9 protein-coding genes are annotated in these 16,193 nt (G+C 48.3%); 7 read left to right on the top strand and 2 right to left on the bottom strand.

Features of this window, described 5'->3' with window-relative positions; genetic code table 11:
• Positions 1 to 168 precede the first annotated feature (168 nt).
• The 3 genes from hemF to hemL all read left to right on the top strand — a co-directional run bounded on the left by hemF (position 169) and on the right by hemL (position 3,554).
• Positions 169 to 1,134, top strand: a complete 966-nt coding sequence (gene hemF / locus V7Q13_RS05260; RefSeq protein WP_333799628.1) for an oxygen-dependent coproporphyrinogen oxidase — start codon at positions 169 to 171, stop codon at positions 1,132 to 1,134.
• Positions 1,135 to 1,215: 81 nt separating this feature from the next.
• Positions 1,216 to 2,190 (top strand): porphobilinogen synthase, encoded by a 975-nt coding sequence (gene hemB / locus V7Q13_RS05255; RefSeq protein ID WP_333799627.1) that lies wholly within the window; start codon positions 1,216 to 1,218, stop codon positions 2,188 to 2,190.
• An 86-nt stretch (positions 2,191 to 2,276) separates the two neighbouring features.
• On the top strand, positions 2,277 to 3,554 hold the full coding sequence (hemL, locus tag V7Q13_RS05250; protein WP_333799626.1) for a glutamate-1-semialdehyde 2,1-aminomutase: 1,278 nt from the start codon (positions 2,277 to 2,279) through the stop codon (positions 3,552 to 3,554).
• A gap of 76 nt (positions 3,555 to 3,630) precedes the next feature.
• Here the strand turns inward: hemL and V7Q13_RS05245 are convergent, their stop codons facing one another.
• Positions 3,631 to 5,862 (bottom strand): TonB-dependent receptor, encoded by a 2,232-nt coding sequence (locus V7Q13_RS05245; RefSeq protein WP_333799625.1) that lies wholly within the window; start codon positions 5,860 to 5,862, stop codon positions 3,631 to 3,633.
• A 109-nt stretch (positions 5,863 to 5,971) separates the two neighbouring features.
• A complete protein-coding gene (locus V7Q13_RS05240) occupies positions 5,972 to 6,916 on the bottom strand; it encodes a helix-turn-helix domain-containing protein (protein ID WP_157479703.1) in 945 nt (314 codons plus the stop codon).
• A gap of 147 nt (positions 6,917 to 7,063) precedes the next feature.
• Between V7Q13_RS05240 and V7Q13_RS05235 the strand changes: the two genes are divergently transcribed.
• The 4 genes from V7Q13_RS05235 (at position 7,064) to V7Q13_RS05220 (ending at position 16,146) form a co-directional block, all read left to right on the top strand.
• Complete coding sequence (locus tag V7Q13_RS05235) at positions 7,064 to 7,270, top strand: hypothetical protein (protein WP_333799624.1); 207 nt, start codon at positions 7,064 to 7,066, stop codon at positions 7,268 to 7,270.
• 229 nt (positions 7,271 to 7,499) lie between these two features.
• Positions 7,500 to 9,482 (top strand): DNA topoisomerase (ATP-hydrolyzing) subunit B, encoded by a 1,983-nt coding sequence (gyrB, locus tag V7Q13_RS05230; protein ID WP_333799623.1) that lies wholly within the window; start codon positions 7,500 to 7,502, stop codon positions 9,480 to 9,482.
• 280 nt (positions 9,483 to 9,762) lie between these two features.
• Complete coding sequence (locus V7Q13_RS05225; protein WP_333799622.1) at positions 9,763 to 10,503, top strand: hypothetical protein; 741 nt, start codon at positions 9,763 to 9,765, stop codon at positions 10,501 to 10,503.
• 9 nt (positions 10,504 to 10,512) lie between these two features.
• Complete coding sequence (locus V7Q13_RS05220; RefSeq protein ID WP_333799621.1) at positions 10,513 to 16,146, top strand: hypothetical protein; 5,634 nt, start codon at positions 10,513 to 10,515, stop codon at positions 16,144 to 16,146.
• Positions 16,147 to 16,193: the final 47 nt, after the last annotated feature.

Genomic DNA, 16,193 nt, shown 5'->3' with positions numbered 1-16,193 from the left:
CAGGGGGCTAGGGGGCTTGAAAAGCAAAACATCAATGATTGCCGAAGGCAATTCCCTCTGTGTCCTCCTTTCCTCTATGCGAAAAAAATAAAACTATAAGCAAACACACACTGTGCTCCTCTGTGCTCACCTCACACACCTCAGTGGTAAAAAAGTATTCATCAATACATGGACGTAAAAGAACAATTCATCGCATTCATTCATCAGTTGCAAGATGATCTTTGCTTCGCATTGGAGCAGGAAGACGGCAAAGCCCGTTTTGTAGAAGATGAGTGGCAGCGCCCCGAAGGCGGTGGTGGTAAAACCCGTGTGATAGCTCATGGCAATGTGTTTGAGAAAGGCGGGGTCAATACTTCTGTGGTATTTGGTAAAGTGACGCCGGTGATGCAGCGGCAACTCAACATCAATGGTAATCGTTGGTTTGCTGCAGGTATTTCTTCCGTCATTCATCCGTTCAATCCGTTGGTGCCTACTATACACTTCAACTACCGCATGTTTGAATTGTACAATGCAGCAGGTGAAGTAATTGACCGCTGGTTTGGTGGCGGAACCGATTTAACCCCTTACTATATCGATGCGCAATGCTGCCGTCATTTTCACCAAACTTTCAAGCAGGCTTGCGATGCGGTAGACAAAGCTTTTTATCCGGAGTTTAAAACTACCTGCGACAACTACTTTGTAAATACCCACCGGGGTAATGAACGGCGTGGCATTGGCGGTATTTTTTATGACCACAAAAGAGCTACAGACGGCTATAATGTCGACACCTGGCTAACATTGGCCCATAAATGCGGTTATGCATTTCTGGATGCGTATTTGCCTATTGTATCCAAGCATAAAGCACTTGCATTTACGCCAGAGCAAAAGTATTGGCAGGAAATTCGTCGTGGCCGCTATGTAGAGTTCAATTTGGTGCACGACCGAGGTACGTTGTTTGGCTTAAAAACCAATGGCCGTACAGAAAGCATTCTCATGAGTCTGCCGCCGACTGTTCGTTTCGAATACAATTATCAACCTGTTGAGGGTAGTGCAGAAGACGCTTTGTTGCAAGCTTGTCTACAGCCCATTGATTGGATTAATTACCTGTCGGATGAAGAACGCAACGATTGGGCACAACAATCCAATACCTGCTAATCATCCAAGTACTCCTACAGCTGTTGATTTGAGTTATACATTCACTTATTGACCTATTCACTCATTGACTAATTCTCTGTTATGATACTTACCAGACGCAACCGCATTCTTCGCCAGTCGCCAGCCATTCGCAGCATGGTGGCCGAAACCATGCTAACGCCTAATGATTTCATAGTGCCGTTGTTTGTAGTGGAAGGCACGGGTGTAAAAGAAGAAATTGCTTCTATGCCCAACTACTATCGCCTAAGCCTCGATAACCTGGCGAAAGAAGTGAAAGAGTTGTGGAGTATGGGCTTGAAAAGTGTGTTGCTGTTTATCAAGTGTGCCGATGAGCTGAAAGACAACAAAGGTACTGAAGCCATTAACCCAAATGGATTGATGCAGCGTAGTATTCGTACGGTGAAAGATGCTTGTCCGGATATGTATGTGATGACTGACGTAGCTCTTGATCCCTTTAGTTCATTTGGTCACGACGGCATTGTTGAGAATGGTGAAATAGTAAACGATGCTACAGTGGCAGTGCTGGCGCAAATGAGTGTGAGCCATGCGCAGGCAGGTGCCGATATGGTGGCGCCCAGCGACATGATGGATGGTCGCATTGAAGCCATTCGGCTGGCGTTGGAAGAAAATAATTTTACCACAACAGGCATCATGGCGTACAGTGCCAAGTATGCTTCATGCTTTTACGGACCCTTCCGCGATGCATTGGATAGTGCCCCCGGCTTTGGTGATAAGAAGACGTATCAGATGGATTATGCCAATCGTACCGAGGCAGTGAAAGAAGTAATGATGGATATAGAAGAAGGTGCTGATATTGTAATGGTAAAACCTGCACTGAGTTATCTCGACATCATCCGTGAAGTAAAAAACATCAGCGATGTACCCGTGAGTGCTTACAACATCAGTGGTGAGTATGCTATGATAAAAGCCGCCGCAAAAATGGGCTGGATCAATGAAGACAGAGCCATTCTGGAAGTACTCACGTCCATCAAAAGAGCCGGCGCCGATTTGATAGCGACCTACTTTGCAAAAGACGCAGTAAGATTAATAAACTAACCACTGAGGAATCAGAGGCCAACACAGAGTAACACAGTGTGCTCTGTGTATACCTCCTTTACCTCCGTGGTTTAAAGAATTATACCATGTATTCAAGAAGTCAACAACTATTCGAAAGAGCACAGCAATCCATACCCGGTGGCGTTAATTCTCCCGTACGGGCTTTTAAGCAAGTGGGTGGTACGCCGCTCTTTATTAAAAAAGCCAAAGGTGCTTATCTCTACGATGAAGATGGTCAGCAATACATTGATTACATCGCATCTTGGGGGCCTATGATTTTGGGGCATGCCTATGAGCCCATTGTGGAAGCTATTCGGGAAAAGGTATACGATTCTACTTCGTATGGTGCACCCACCGAACTGGAAATTGAAATGGCAGAGCTTATCAAAAGCATGGTGCCCAATGTCGATTTGATTCGCATGGTAAGCAGCGGTACCGAAGCTTGTATGAGTGCCATTCGACTGGCTCGTGGCTATACCGGCCGCAATAAAATCATCAAGTTTGAAGGTTGCTACCATGGCCATGCTGATAGCTTTTTAGTAAAAGCAGGTAGTGGTGTTGCTACGTTTAATATACAAACCGTACCGGGTGTAACTGCTGGTGTAAGTGCCGATACATTGACCTGTGCCTACAACGATTTGACCGCGGTACAGCAGTTGGTGGAAGCCAACAAAGGTGAAGTGGCTGCCATCATTGTAGAACCGGTGGCAGGCAACATGGGTTGCATATTACCACAGCCGGGTTTCCTCGAAGGCATCCGCAGTTTGTGCGATGCAGAAGGCATTGTATTCATTTTTGATGAAGTAATGACAGGTTTCCGCCTGGCACCGGGTGGTGCACAGGAAAAGCTGGGCATCAATGCAGACCTCGTTACCTATGGCAAAGTGATTGGCGCAGGCATGCCGGTGGGTGCCTTTGGTGGTAAAAGAGCCATTATGGAATGCATCGCACCGCTGGGCAATGTGTATCAGGCCGGTACTTTGAGCGGTAATCCTGTGGCCATGATTGCCGGATTTACGTTGCTCAATGAGCTGAAAGCAAAGCCTGAAATCTTTACGCAGTTAGAAGAGAAGACAGCTTATTTGCACAAGGGTTTGGATGAGGTGTTGAGTGCTTCCAATGTTGAATATACCATCAACCGATTGGGCAGTATGATTAGTGTTCATTTCGGCAAACATGCTGTTGTGGATTTTTCTACAGCGGCAGCTTGTAACATCGAACAGTATAAAACATATTTTCATCATATGCTCCGCAGCGGTATTTACCTGCCCCCCAGCGCTTACGAGAGCTGGTTTCTCAACAATGCGCTGAGCTACGAAGACCTTGATAAAACTATACAAGCCACCAAGGCTTTTGTATCGTGAGTCGTGATGATTACAGCTAAAGAAGGGCTTCAGCAATAGCTGGGGCTTTTTCTTTTCAGCAATGTGCAAGCGTTATTTACTGCATGTTCCAACGAAAACCCAGCAGCCATTTGGTGCCTTGCATGGGTGCGTAGTTATAACTCGGGTCGAAACTGTAAGCATTAGGGTTCGTAACGGAATTGGGTGTACCATTTGCATTCCAGTACAACCCACCACGCTGGTCAAACGGATCGTCGGGATGTAAAATGGGATTAGCTGGAATAAAGTTGAACATGTTTTTTACTGCCAGGTAAGTTTCAATTCCTCCAGGCCATTTTTTAGTGAGTTGTGCATTCAGCAAATTGTACGACGGGCTCATGGCTGGCCGAAAATCATTGGGCACCACCGGCAACCGCATAGAGCCTGTCCATTTACCAGTCAGGTCGATTGTTATGCCTGCTTTGCGGATGAGAAAATTCAGTGAATAATTGCCACTCCAGCGAGGGGCATATTGCTGCAGTGTTTTCACGTCATTTTCAACAGCATAAACATCCATATAAGTTGCACCAGCCATAGTTCGTAAGCCGTTGGTCATGGTCCAGCTGAATTGGGTGCTTACGCCTTTGCTTACTGCATAGCCATCCAAATTGTCGTAAATAATTTTCTGTGGATCAGTATCGTAATCAGGTATGATTTTATTGGTAAACCAGGTGTAAAACAACGACGCATCCCAACCAAAAATGCCTGCTGCTGTATGTACATCTCCACTATAGTTTAGGTTGGCATTCCAGCTTTGCTCTGGTTTCAAATCGTTTTGAATCACGATTTCTCGAAAGCCGCTGAGAGCCGCATGATCTTCAGTAAACAGATTCACCACTCTGAATCCGTTACCTGCACTCAGTCGAATGGTATGATGCGCTGCAGGCTGCCATTTTACAGCCAACCTCGGCGCTACCACAGCACCTTGTATATTGGAATGTTCAATCCGAATGCCAGTGAGCAAAGTGACATTTTTTCTTGCAGTCCATTCGTCTTGCAAGTAAAGGGCCGTCATGAGTTGTTTGCTGGGGGCATTGGCATTTAGCTTGGCTGTGGCAGGCGTGTTGTCGTCGTACCACAAATACCTGAGCGGTATGCCAGCCAATAATTGATGATTGCCCATGGTTTTGCTCCAACGGAGTTGGGTAAAAGCCGTGTGCTGTTGCCCTTTGTACCAGGTAGTGCCATAGTAGCTGTTTTGGAAATGAAAATTGTAGCTGTATTCCAGCACTAAGTCCTTGTGGATGCCATAGTTTCCAATGAGTTCAACTCTTCTGGTGTCAATGCTTTCACCATACACACTATCGCCGCCCAAAAACTTGCGTTGCCATTGCAGCTCACCACCCCAGCGTCTTTCCGTCAGCAGGCGAATAGCAATGCTGGCCGGTAAATCCTGTCGTCTGTCAATATCCCATTTGGTAAAAAGAGAGAACCTGTTTTGCAGGGTTACATCGGTGAAATTATCTCGGTTGATATCGTGCTGGCGATTGAAGAAAAAGCCATTCGCTGCCAGTAATCCGGTTGCTTTTTTGCTTGTGATTTTGGTTGATAGGTCAACACTGTATTCACCCAACGTGCTGGCATTTATGTCAACCGCCAAGCGGCTGCTGCTGAGTGGGTCTTTGGTAATGATGTTGATGAGTCCGCCAACCGCTTCGCTTCCATACAGCGTACTGGCCGGGCCTTTTACCACTTCTATTCGTTTGATGATGCTGTTGGGAATACCACTCAAACCATACACGGTGCTCAAACTGCTCACAATGGGCATGCCATCTATCAGCACCATGGTATAGGGGCCTTCCATACCGTTGATGCGGATATCGCCGGTGTTGCACACATTACAGGTGAGCTGTGGCTGAATGCCATTGACCATGGTCATGGCTTCAAACAAAGAGGGTGTAGGATTTTGCTTCAAAAAGCTTTGCGAAAAACTTTCTACGGGAATGGGACTATCCAACCGGCGCATGGGTTTGAGCGTACCACTCACTACCACATCCTGCAGGGCGTTGCTGGTTGCCAGCAGGTATACAGGAATGGTGTCTTTAGCTGATGGAGCTGTAACCTTTTGAGATTGATAGCCAACTGCTGTAATCAGCCAGGCATGGGTGCCTGCTGGCAATGGAATGTAACCACCATTGTTGGCTACCACTCTGGTGCTACCGTGGCTGGCCGTAGCACCCGCCAACGGTTGCTGGTTTTGGGCATCTGCAATGTGCAGCGTTGTTTGTGCCTTGCCAAGTGTGGTTATGAGGCAGGCGAGGAGTGCTGTATGGTATATATTTTTAGACAAGACTAAATATATGTTTTGATAAAAATAAAAAAGAACGACATACAGGCAAATAAAAACTCCCGGAATCCAAGATTCCGGGAGTTGAATAGTCGTAGAAGTCAGCAAAAAATTAACGAACGAGTAAGTCGCAAGGCTTAATACCCGTGTGCTTTTTAAACGCTGTACTAAAATGCGAGATAGAGGAGTAGCCCAGCAAAGCACTTACATCTGTTACACTCAGGCCTTTGTCGTACAGCAGGTATTTGGCATGTTCCATGCGCTGGCTTTGGTAAAAGTCGAAGATGGTGGTGCCAAACATTTCTTTGAAACCCTTCTTCAGGTAGCATTCGTTGGTCGCCACTTTGCGGGCCAGTTCTTTAATGGTGATGGGGTCGCCAATGTGCTGCAGCAAAATTTCTCTTGCCTGAGCAATAGCATTGCGGCCACGTTCATCTTCCAAAAACTTACACTGGTACACTTTGTCGCGGTCGCCTTCGCCAAACAGGCAGTCCATGCTGTACACTAGCAAAAACTGAATCTGGCTGTTAAGGTAAATATTCTCGAGAGCTCCGCTGTATTTGTGGTTAAAGAGGCTTGCCAAAATCATGCGGTTCTTGTTGCACAGCGGAATGATGTGCGAAATGGTTTGGTCGTGCTCAAAACTCAGGTAGCGTTCGGCTTCGCTTACGGCTGCTTTGGTGCTGGCAAACTGGTGCAGGTAAGTACTGGTAAACCGGAAAGAATAAATGTCTACGGTTTCTACTTCTTCGCTACAGTTTTCCAAACCGGTTTTGGAACAGGTAGTCCCGGGTTCGCATTCATCGCTATCGCAGTAGGCTTTGCCCGATACGCAAAATTTAAGTTCCAATGCATTTTGGGGGCTGCCCTGGCTTACGTAGGTATATTCCATCATGCCAATATCATCTACCTGCCAGCCGGGCATGCGCATAAACCTGCGCATGTCGTACTCCACCGAGTTGGGGATGCTTTTTTCCTGACGGGCTACCAGCCGCAACTGATCGACCATGAGGTCGCGTTGTACCGCCTCGGCCAAAATGGACAATGATTCCTGCATAAGGCGAAATTAATTCAAAAATGATTGTATGTACAAACATCTGCCATTCCTGACAGGATTCTTACAAAGGCTTAACAGTTTACATGCCGAAGGGTTGAAGACAGTGTTTTGTTTACTTTTAGCGTTCAGCCAAATATTGATACTATTATGAGCATTTATAATTGGATAATGACCATTTTTTCGGCACTTGCTATACTTGGCATGCTATACTTGCTGCTCAGTGGCAAAGCGGCCAAGCGGTCGCTCAGCAAAACCGAAAAGGTATTGTATCACCTTATTTTGTTGCTCTTGTTTGTGCAAATGTTATGGCGGCACACAGGGTTGGATAAGAAAGATTTTTCTGACATTTTTTAGGCGTAACTCGTGGTTGAGTTTATCCTTCTCAAATAACCCCGATTTTGGGGAAAAGTTAGGGGTATCTGGCCCCTGTCTGCATTGGCTGCCTGCCGCCGTTTCGTTACATTTGCCCGCCTCCGGGCCGGGTGTTTTTGCGGCTGTTGCTTACACAATGTTTCAGCCAATAAAAAATACCTGCCAAAGCAACCATTCCGCCCCAAAAAACGGAAGGTAAAAGTCTCCCTTTATGAGTACAGAAAATCAAGATTTGTTACCAGAAAATCAGGGTAACTACGGTGCCGATAGCATTCAGGTATTAGAAGGTTTGGAAGCGGTGCGAAAGCGCCCTGCCATGTACATTGGCGATGTGGGTGTAAAAGGCCTGCACCACCTGGTGTACGAAGTAGTCGACAACTCGATCGACGAAGCCTTGGCCGGCTATTGTAAAAACATTCAGGTTACCATTCACGAAGACAACAGCATCAGCGTTCAGGATGATGGCCGGGGTATACCTACCGCCATGCACAGCAAAGAAAAACGCAGTGCGTTGGAAGTAGTAATGACCGTGCTGCATGCCGGTGGTAAGTTTGATAAAAACACCTACAAGGTATCGGGCGGTTTGCACGGTGTGGGTGTGAGTTGCGTAAACGCCCTTAGTACCAAACTGCACGTAACCGTAAAGCGGGAAGGCAAAATATTTGAGCAGGAGTACAGCACAGGTATTCCCAAATACGCTGTGCGGGAAATTGGAGAAACCGACATAACCGGCACCAGGGTGCAGTTTTGGCCCGACCTGTCCATTTTTACTGCTTCGGTGTACAACAAAGACATTTTGGAAAGCCGCCTGCGGGAGCTGAGCTACCTCAACAAAGGCATTCGCATTCTCCTTACCGATTTGCGGGAAATAGTGGAGGAAACACAAGTCCCTTACACCTGCGAGTTTTACAGCGAAGGCGGTATTGTGGAGTTTGTAGAAATGCTCGACCGCACTGCCAACCGCAACAACCTTATTCCACAGGCCATTTTTTGCGAAGGCCGCGACGAAAGCACCAATGTGTGGGTAGAAGTAGCCATGAACTACAACAGCAGCTACAGCGAACACATTTTCAGCTATGTAAACAACATCAACACCATTGAAGGCGGTACCCACGTGACTGGTTTCCGGCAGGCCATCACCCGTGTGTTTAAAAACTACGGCGATAAAGAAGGCTTGTTTGAAAAAGCCAAGGTGGAAATTGAAGGTGATGACTTCCGTGAAGGCCTCAGTGCTGTAATTAGTGTAAAAGTGCCCGAACCACAGTTTGAAGGCCAAACCAAGACCAAGCTGGGCAACAGCGATGTAGCCGGTACCGTGCAAACCACGCTGAGTGCCGCATTGCAAAACTTTTTGGAAGAAAACCCCAGAGAAGCCAAAACTATTATTCAGAAAGTAATATTGGCTGCACAAGCCCGTGCTGCTGCCCGCAAAGCCCGTGAAATGGTACAGCGCAAAAGCGGCATGAGTGGCGGCGGACTGCCCGGCAAACTGGCCGACTGCTCCGAAAAAGACCCCACCAAATGTGAGCTCTACCTGGTGGAAGGTGACTCGGCCGGTGGTACTGCCAAGCAGGGCCGCGACCGTAGCTTCCAGGCCATTTTGCCACTGCGTGGTAAAATCCTGAACGTGGAAAAAGCCATGGAGCACAAGATTTACGACAACGAGGAAATCCGCAACATGTTTACCGCCCTTGGCGTAAAAATTGGTACCCCGGAAGATCCCAAAGCACTTGATTTATCGAAGCTCCGCTATCACAAGCTCATCATTATGACCGATGCCGATGTAGACGGAAGTCACATCGCTACGTTGATTCTCACATTCATTTTCCGCTACATGAAAGAAATGGTAGAAAATGGGTACGTATACATTGCCCAGCCGCCTTTGTACCTGGTGAAAAAAGGCAAGGTGCAGGAATATGCTTGGAATGAAGAACAACGCAAGGCATTGGTAGAAAAAATTGGTGGTGGCAGCGAATCAGGCATCAACATCCAGCGCTACAAGGGCTTGGGTGAAATGAATGCCGACCAGCTGCGGGATACCACCATGAACCCAGCCCACAGAACACTGAAAAAAGTAACCATCGAAAGCGCAGCAGAGGCCGACCGGGTATTTAGTATGCTCATGGGCGATGAAGTGGCTCCCCGCCGCGAATTCATCGAAAGCCACGCAAAGTATGCTAAGATTGATGTGTAACTTGGGTATGTCCGATAGTCAAGGCTTTATGAGTCCTTTCCAATTCGTAGCAGGCAGACGGCGTTAATCCTCCGTTTTAGGCTGGTATGCGGGCATTATATTAATGGTGGTTGGCATGGCTGATATATTAGCGAGTCATCCTCTCGTGAAGTGTAAAAAGCATTACTGACACACTGGCGGCAAGTTGTTTCTTTATAAACGCTTTGTTTTTTGTAAAGAAACAGCAGGGTATTCTTGCGAAAGCCCTAATTTCATATTTGTAAATGCCGTTTCTGTTGTCATGCCTCATGCCGCTGAAGAACATCCTTCACACGCCATTGGTTATAACTATCGGAAAGGCAACCTCAAGTATCGCATGAAAAACTTGCTATGTATTATGGGGCTGGTACTTTGCAGTACAGCCGTTGGTCAAATGGGTATCGGCACTAATACGCCCAATGCTAGTTCTATACTAGAGTTGAAGACTACAAATAAGGGTTTTTTGCCACCTCGTATGACCGATGTGCAAAGAGATTCCATTGTAGCGCCGGTGACAGGCCTTACGATATTTAATACCAACTCTGGTTGTCTGAACATCTACATCGATACTGCATGGTTTGAGTTTTGTGGTGTGCCGGTAGGTACTATAGCCGCCATTAGCTGTACAGATACGGTGCAAACTGGTAGTCTGCAAGCAGGAGTGGCTGCGACAGGCGTAAGCACAGTGCTGCGCTATACCAACGCCAATGGAGGTTCGCACAACGGCGTTACAGTCAACTCAACTGGAGTGGCAGGGCTTACCGCTACCTTAGCGGCTGGCAGCTTTGCAAAAGGCGCTGGCGAATTGGTATTTGCCATCAGCGGCACGCCTGTTTCAGCTGGTGAGGCAGCTTTCACTTTTAGTATCGGCGGTAAGGTTTGTACCATTACAAGGCAGGTGGCTGCTCAAACACCTGCACCAGCTTTGCCGCTGGCTGCAGCGGTACCTAGGCTGAAAACAGTTTTTTCAACAACCAGTAGCGGGTCGACTCCTCGGTTCTAAATAATGCTTGTGAAAAAGGCAAAATTTCCCGCTATCGCTGCGTTTAGGCATTACAAGGTCTTCGCTTTATTGTGCATTGTAGGCCTGCTGTTCAATGCTTCAGGTTTTTCTCAAATAGGTATTGGTTCCAATCCTCATCCGTCTGCTATTCTCGATTTGAGCAATTCCGGTAGAGGATTTTTGTTGCCCAGACTGAGTAGCGGCCAGCGAGACTCGATTGCAAATCCGGCTATCGGGTTGGTCATATTTAATACCAGTACCAAAACGCTTAATTCATACACGGCCCTGGGTTGGATGGAAAAGCAGGGAACGCTCATTGGCCGCATTGCCGGTTTGAACGAGCAACCGGCCCAACACCAGGGCAATTTGTACGCCGAAACCGAGGTAATTGGCATAAGCACTGTGATAAGCTATACCGGCGGAAATGGCGGTACTTATCATGCTATGAATGTTGCATCTAGTGGGGTGCAGGGGCTTATCGCACAATTGGCAGCTGGCAGCTTCGCCCAAGGCAACGGCACTCTCACTTTTCAAATAACCGGCACACCATTGAGTACGGGCATCGCCCAATTTGCCTTCAACATTGGTGGGCGTAGCACCACCTTTAGCCGAACCGTAACAAAAAAGGCCGAGTACCCAGCGGGTACCGTGCATTGCCTACCGGGTGGAGCCGCCATAGTAGAAGTGACCAACCCGGTAACCGGCAGAACTTGGATGGACAGAAACCTGGGGGCCAGCAATGTGGCCCGATGGGCTACCGATGCTACATCGTTTGGGGACCTCTATCAGTGGGGCCGTTTATCAGATGGACACCAATGCCGTGCCAACACTACTACAAGGTTTGAATGGAGCACAAGTGATACTCCGGGGCACAGTTCTTTTATTGGTATTAATACTGGTATGCAATTCTTGCCAGGCTGGAATGCCACTTTGGACTGGCGGGTGCCTCAAAACGATAACCTTTGGCAGGGCGTCGATGGTATCAATAATCCATGCCCATCTGGTTTCAGGCTGCCAACCCAAAACGAATGGGATGCCGAAGTACAAAGTTGGAGTGCTAATGATACCACCGGCGCATTTTCTTCACCTTTAAAGCTACCTGCTGCGGGCTTCAAAACGGCAACCTTTGCAACTATCCAAAGCGGGGTTTTCTCCTATTGGGTAAGCACAACCAACGGATACGGTGTAGGTGCTAGCGGAGGTATTCGCAGCAGCGGTGCATCTGTACGCTGCATTAAAGATAACGGAGCCCAACCTGCAGGCTCGATTAGCTCACTGGTATGCCCAGGGAGTGCTATCACAGGTAGGCTCACTGCTTTTCAACCTGCGGGTGATGTATTCCAGGCTTTCACTTATACAGGTGGTAATGGCGGTGTGCACAATGGGCAAGCTGTCGCGTCCACCGGTGTCACAGGCCTTACTGCCACTGTTAGCCCCGGTTCCTTCACTAATGGCAATGGGGCACTGGTGTATCGTATTTCGGGTACCCCTTTGGGAAGAGGAACAGCAAGTTTCAGTCTCAGCATCGGAGGACAAAGCTGCACTTTACAGTACATTGTAGCTGGCAATCCTGCTGTAATTGCAGGTGGTCTTGATTGTGCAGGGGCCGAGCATTTGGGAGGGCTGTACAGCGGTACGGCTGCCGCCGACTCTACACTGACCATCATTCGCTACACAAGGGGCAATGGCGGCACGTATGAAACGCAGGCAGTTGCTTCTACAGGCGTTACCGGATTGACTGCTACCCTTTCGGCTTGGCGGCTGGCCTCAGGCGACAGTTCGCTCAGTTTTGTAATCTCTGGAACACCAACCTCGGCCGGTGTAGCTAGTTTTGCCATCAGTGTAGGAGGGAAAACCTGCACTTTTAACCGCAATGTTAATCCTCCTCTTGCCGTTGTCAGTTCTTTGAACTGCGCTGGCGCTACCCATGCTGGCGTATTGGTAGATGGCACGACAGCTGTAAATGCGGCAAGCATTATCAATTATAGCGGCGGAAACGGCGGTATCGTAATAGCCCAATCAGTGCCGTCTACAGGAGTGGCAGGATTAACAGCTACATTGACTCAAGGAAACATCAATGAAGGTGGTGGCACCATTTCGATTCAAATTTCTGGTACTCCTTCATCTGCTGGCATAGCCCATTTTGTAATAAACCTGGGTGGCCAAAGCTGTATTCTTTCCCGTAAGGTTTTTGCAACTGCAAAGGTGGAAGCGCTTAATTGCGACGCAGTTGTCAATAGAGGCGTTCTGTCCAGCGGAGTGGCTGCCAGTGGCGTCAGCTTTACAGTTAGCTATACTGGGGGCAACGGGGGTGCACATGCCGGGCAAACGGCGACATCTACTGGTGTAACCGGCCTTACAGCAACCCTTTTCCCGGATAGTTTATCAGTTGGTACCGGGGTTCTTCCTTACTATATTTCAGGTACAGCAGCATCGGAGGGTACAGCTCATTTTGCACTGGCTATTGGCGGCAGTACTTGTACCGTCTCTGTGTCGGTAGCACCAACCCCGGTGTATGCGTCTGGTACAGTGCATTGCTTGCCGGGCGGCACGCCTGTAGTCGATGTTACCAATCCTCGCACAGGTCGCACCTGGATGGATAGAAATTTGGGTGCATCTGAAAAAGCAGTAAATGGACATTATCAATCGAATGCTGTTGGAGATTTGTATCAATGGGGAAGAGCGGCCGATGGCCACCAATGCCGTGAGTCCAACATCACATCCACGCTTAGTACTGCCGATATACCCGGTAATGGAAAGTTTATAACAAATAATCTCGACTGGCGTAATCCCTCCAATCCAAATCTTTGGCAGGGTCTTAATGGTGTGAATAATCCTTGTCCATCAGGCTATCGTTTACCAACTGCTGCAGAATGGTCGGACGAATTAGCAAGCTGGGTAAGTCAGGATGCGGGAGGTTCCTCTACATCACCGCTACGGTTGATTATGAGCGGATCCCGCTATGGCACTTTGGGAACATTGAATGAATATGAAAGTGCCTATTGGTCTTCTACCGTAAGCGGAACTGGCCAATCATTTACACTCAGGATACAACCCCTAATTGCATCCGTTGTTGGAGGTGTGAGGGCCAACGGCAACTCCGTTCGATGTATCAAGGACATTGGCGGAGCCGTAGTTAATCCAATCGGTTCAATCAATTGTAATTCGGGTACCACGGTCGGAACGCTATATAAAGATAGCATTGCGGTTGGTGTTACCTTTTCAATACCGTACACCGGAGGAAACGGCTCTGCCCACATGGGGCAGGTAGTACAGTCTACTGGTGTAACAGGGCTGACCGCCACCCTCGTGCCGGGCAACTTTGCGAACGGTAATGGAACGCTGACTTACCAAATCTCCGGTAGAGCCTCGACTTTAGGGAATGCTACATTCGCTATTAACATTGGCGGGCTGCAATGCTCCAGATACATATCTGTCATCCTGGGGCCCGGCTCTGTAGCGGGGTTGGACTCGGCTGGCACAACCCATAACGGCAGTCTGGTAAGGGGAACTGCTGCTGTTGGAGCAGGATTCAGCATTCCGTATACAGGTGGAAACGGTGGCACTTTTGCTGCTCAGTCGATAGAATCGACTGGCGTGTTGGGCCTAACTGCTTCAATTGGCGCCGGCACATTTAATGTTGGCAGCGGCACCCTACAATTTTCCATCAGCGGAACACCTGCAACTGCAGGAACGGTAATATTCACCGTAAATATTGGCGGCCGCAATTGTATCGTGATTCGAACAGTTGCACCTCCTCCCGGCACTTTGACAGGCCTGAATTGTGTGGCTGTAGATAGTACAGGTTTACTTCAAAAAGGTGTTGCCGCCACAGCTACTTCAACCATCAGCTACAATGGTGCCAATGCGGGTACTTACAGTGGCCAATCGGTTGCATCTACTGGTGTAACCGGCCTCACTGCCAGCTTACAAGCAGGCGTATTGGCCGATGGTAGTGGTACATTGACATTTAGCATTACAGGTACTCCGGGTAGTGCTGGCGTTGCCAGTTTTGCCATTTCTATCGGTGGTCAAAGTTGTGTACTTAGTAGAACGGTTGATTTGCCGCCTGGCCTGCTTTCCGAATTGCTTTGTGCAACTGCTGTATCTACCGGTACTCTGGTAAGCGGAGTACAAAGCAGCGGAGTTGCAGTTTCCATCAGCTACCTGGGTGGCAACGGGGGGCGTATAGCAAGCCAAACAGTTGCGTCTACGGGTGTAACGGGGCTAAGTGCTGTTTTGACTCCCGGTGTGTTGGCAAACGGTGCCGGTACGCTGAGCTTTCAAATTACTGGTACGCCTTCGTCGGCAGGTACAGCCAGCTTTTCTGTTGTAGTAGGCGGCCTTTCGTGTTCCTTTTCCATGTTTGTGGCACCTCAAGTAGGCTCCATTCTTTCGCTGTCATGTGCAGCCACGGATACCACGGGAGTTTTGGTGAGTGGATTGGTAGCAACCGGTGTTTCCTCCACAGTGCGCTACACCGGTGGCGATGGCGGCATGTATGCGGCACAGTCAATTCCTTCTTCAGGTGTTACCGGGCTTACCGCCACCTTATCGGCTGGCCAGTTTCAACTGGGCGACGGGACATTGACGTTGAACATAACTGGTACACCTTCTGCGGCAGGGATTGCCAGTTTTGCTATCAATATTGGTGGACAAACCTGTATACTACAGCGGAGTGTAGCGTTGAGAAACGGTGTAATAAGTGTCCTGTATTGTGCCTCTCCTGATTTTAGCGACATTTTTACTGAGGGAGAGCTGGCTGATAGTGTTTTATTGCGAATTATTTATGATGGCGGTAATGGTGGTAGCTATTCTGCATTATCTGTGCCATCTACTGGTATTACGGGTTTAACGGCCACGCTTGCTGCTGGCAACTTTGCTAGAGGACTCGACACACTAAGTTTCATTGTTACAGGTATACCTGCAAATGCTGGCACTGCAAACTTCGCATTAAATATCGGCGGACAGAGTTGTACAGTCACCTTTGCTGTTGTGGCAAAGGCAAGCTACAGGCAAGGAACTGTGCATTGTAGCGGGGGCAAAGCAGAATTGCAGCCAATTACCAGTGCTGGTACAGGGCGGATTTGGATGGATCGGAACCTGGGTGCAACCCGTCGTGCTGTATCTCAAGAAGATGCATCAGGCTGGGGAGATTTGTATCAATGGGGGCGTGGTGCAGATGGACATCAGTGCCGAAAATCAGCAGTGCGATCGGGAGCATTAAGCAGCCTTGACCAGCCCGGACATGGTGATTTTATTTTGCCAGACCCCAATTTAAAATCAGACTGGCGCAATCCGCAGAACGGGAATTTATGGCAAGGTGAGAATGGCATTAACAACCCTTGTCCCATTGGCTATAGAGTACCTACCTTGGCCGAGTGGACAAGTGAAATCACGGCAACTAATCAGAGCTTCTCTTATTTCAACTCACTTTTTCTGCCCCACGCAGGTTACCGATCGTTTGATCAAAACAGGTTTGATCTATTCGAGGGCACGCATGCATTTTATTGGACAAGTACAGTTTCTACACAAACAAGTGGATTTTCAACGGCCGTTTACTTTAATTCAAGCACACCGAAAGGACTGGTATCTGAACAGCCTCGAGGATACGGCTTCGCTGTAAGGTGTATCAAGGACTAGATATGTACGGAAGTGATTTGGAGTATCCTTTAGGCAGCGGTCACAAT

The organism is Phnomibacter sp. (genome assembly GCF_036803085.1).
Taxonomy (GTDB): Bacteria; Bacteroidota; Bacteroidia; order Chitinophagales; family Chitinophagaceae; genus Phnomibacter.
The sequence above is the reverse complement of the archived record's forward strand: the minus strand, read 5'-3'. Positions and strand labels throughout refer to the sequence as shown.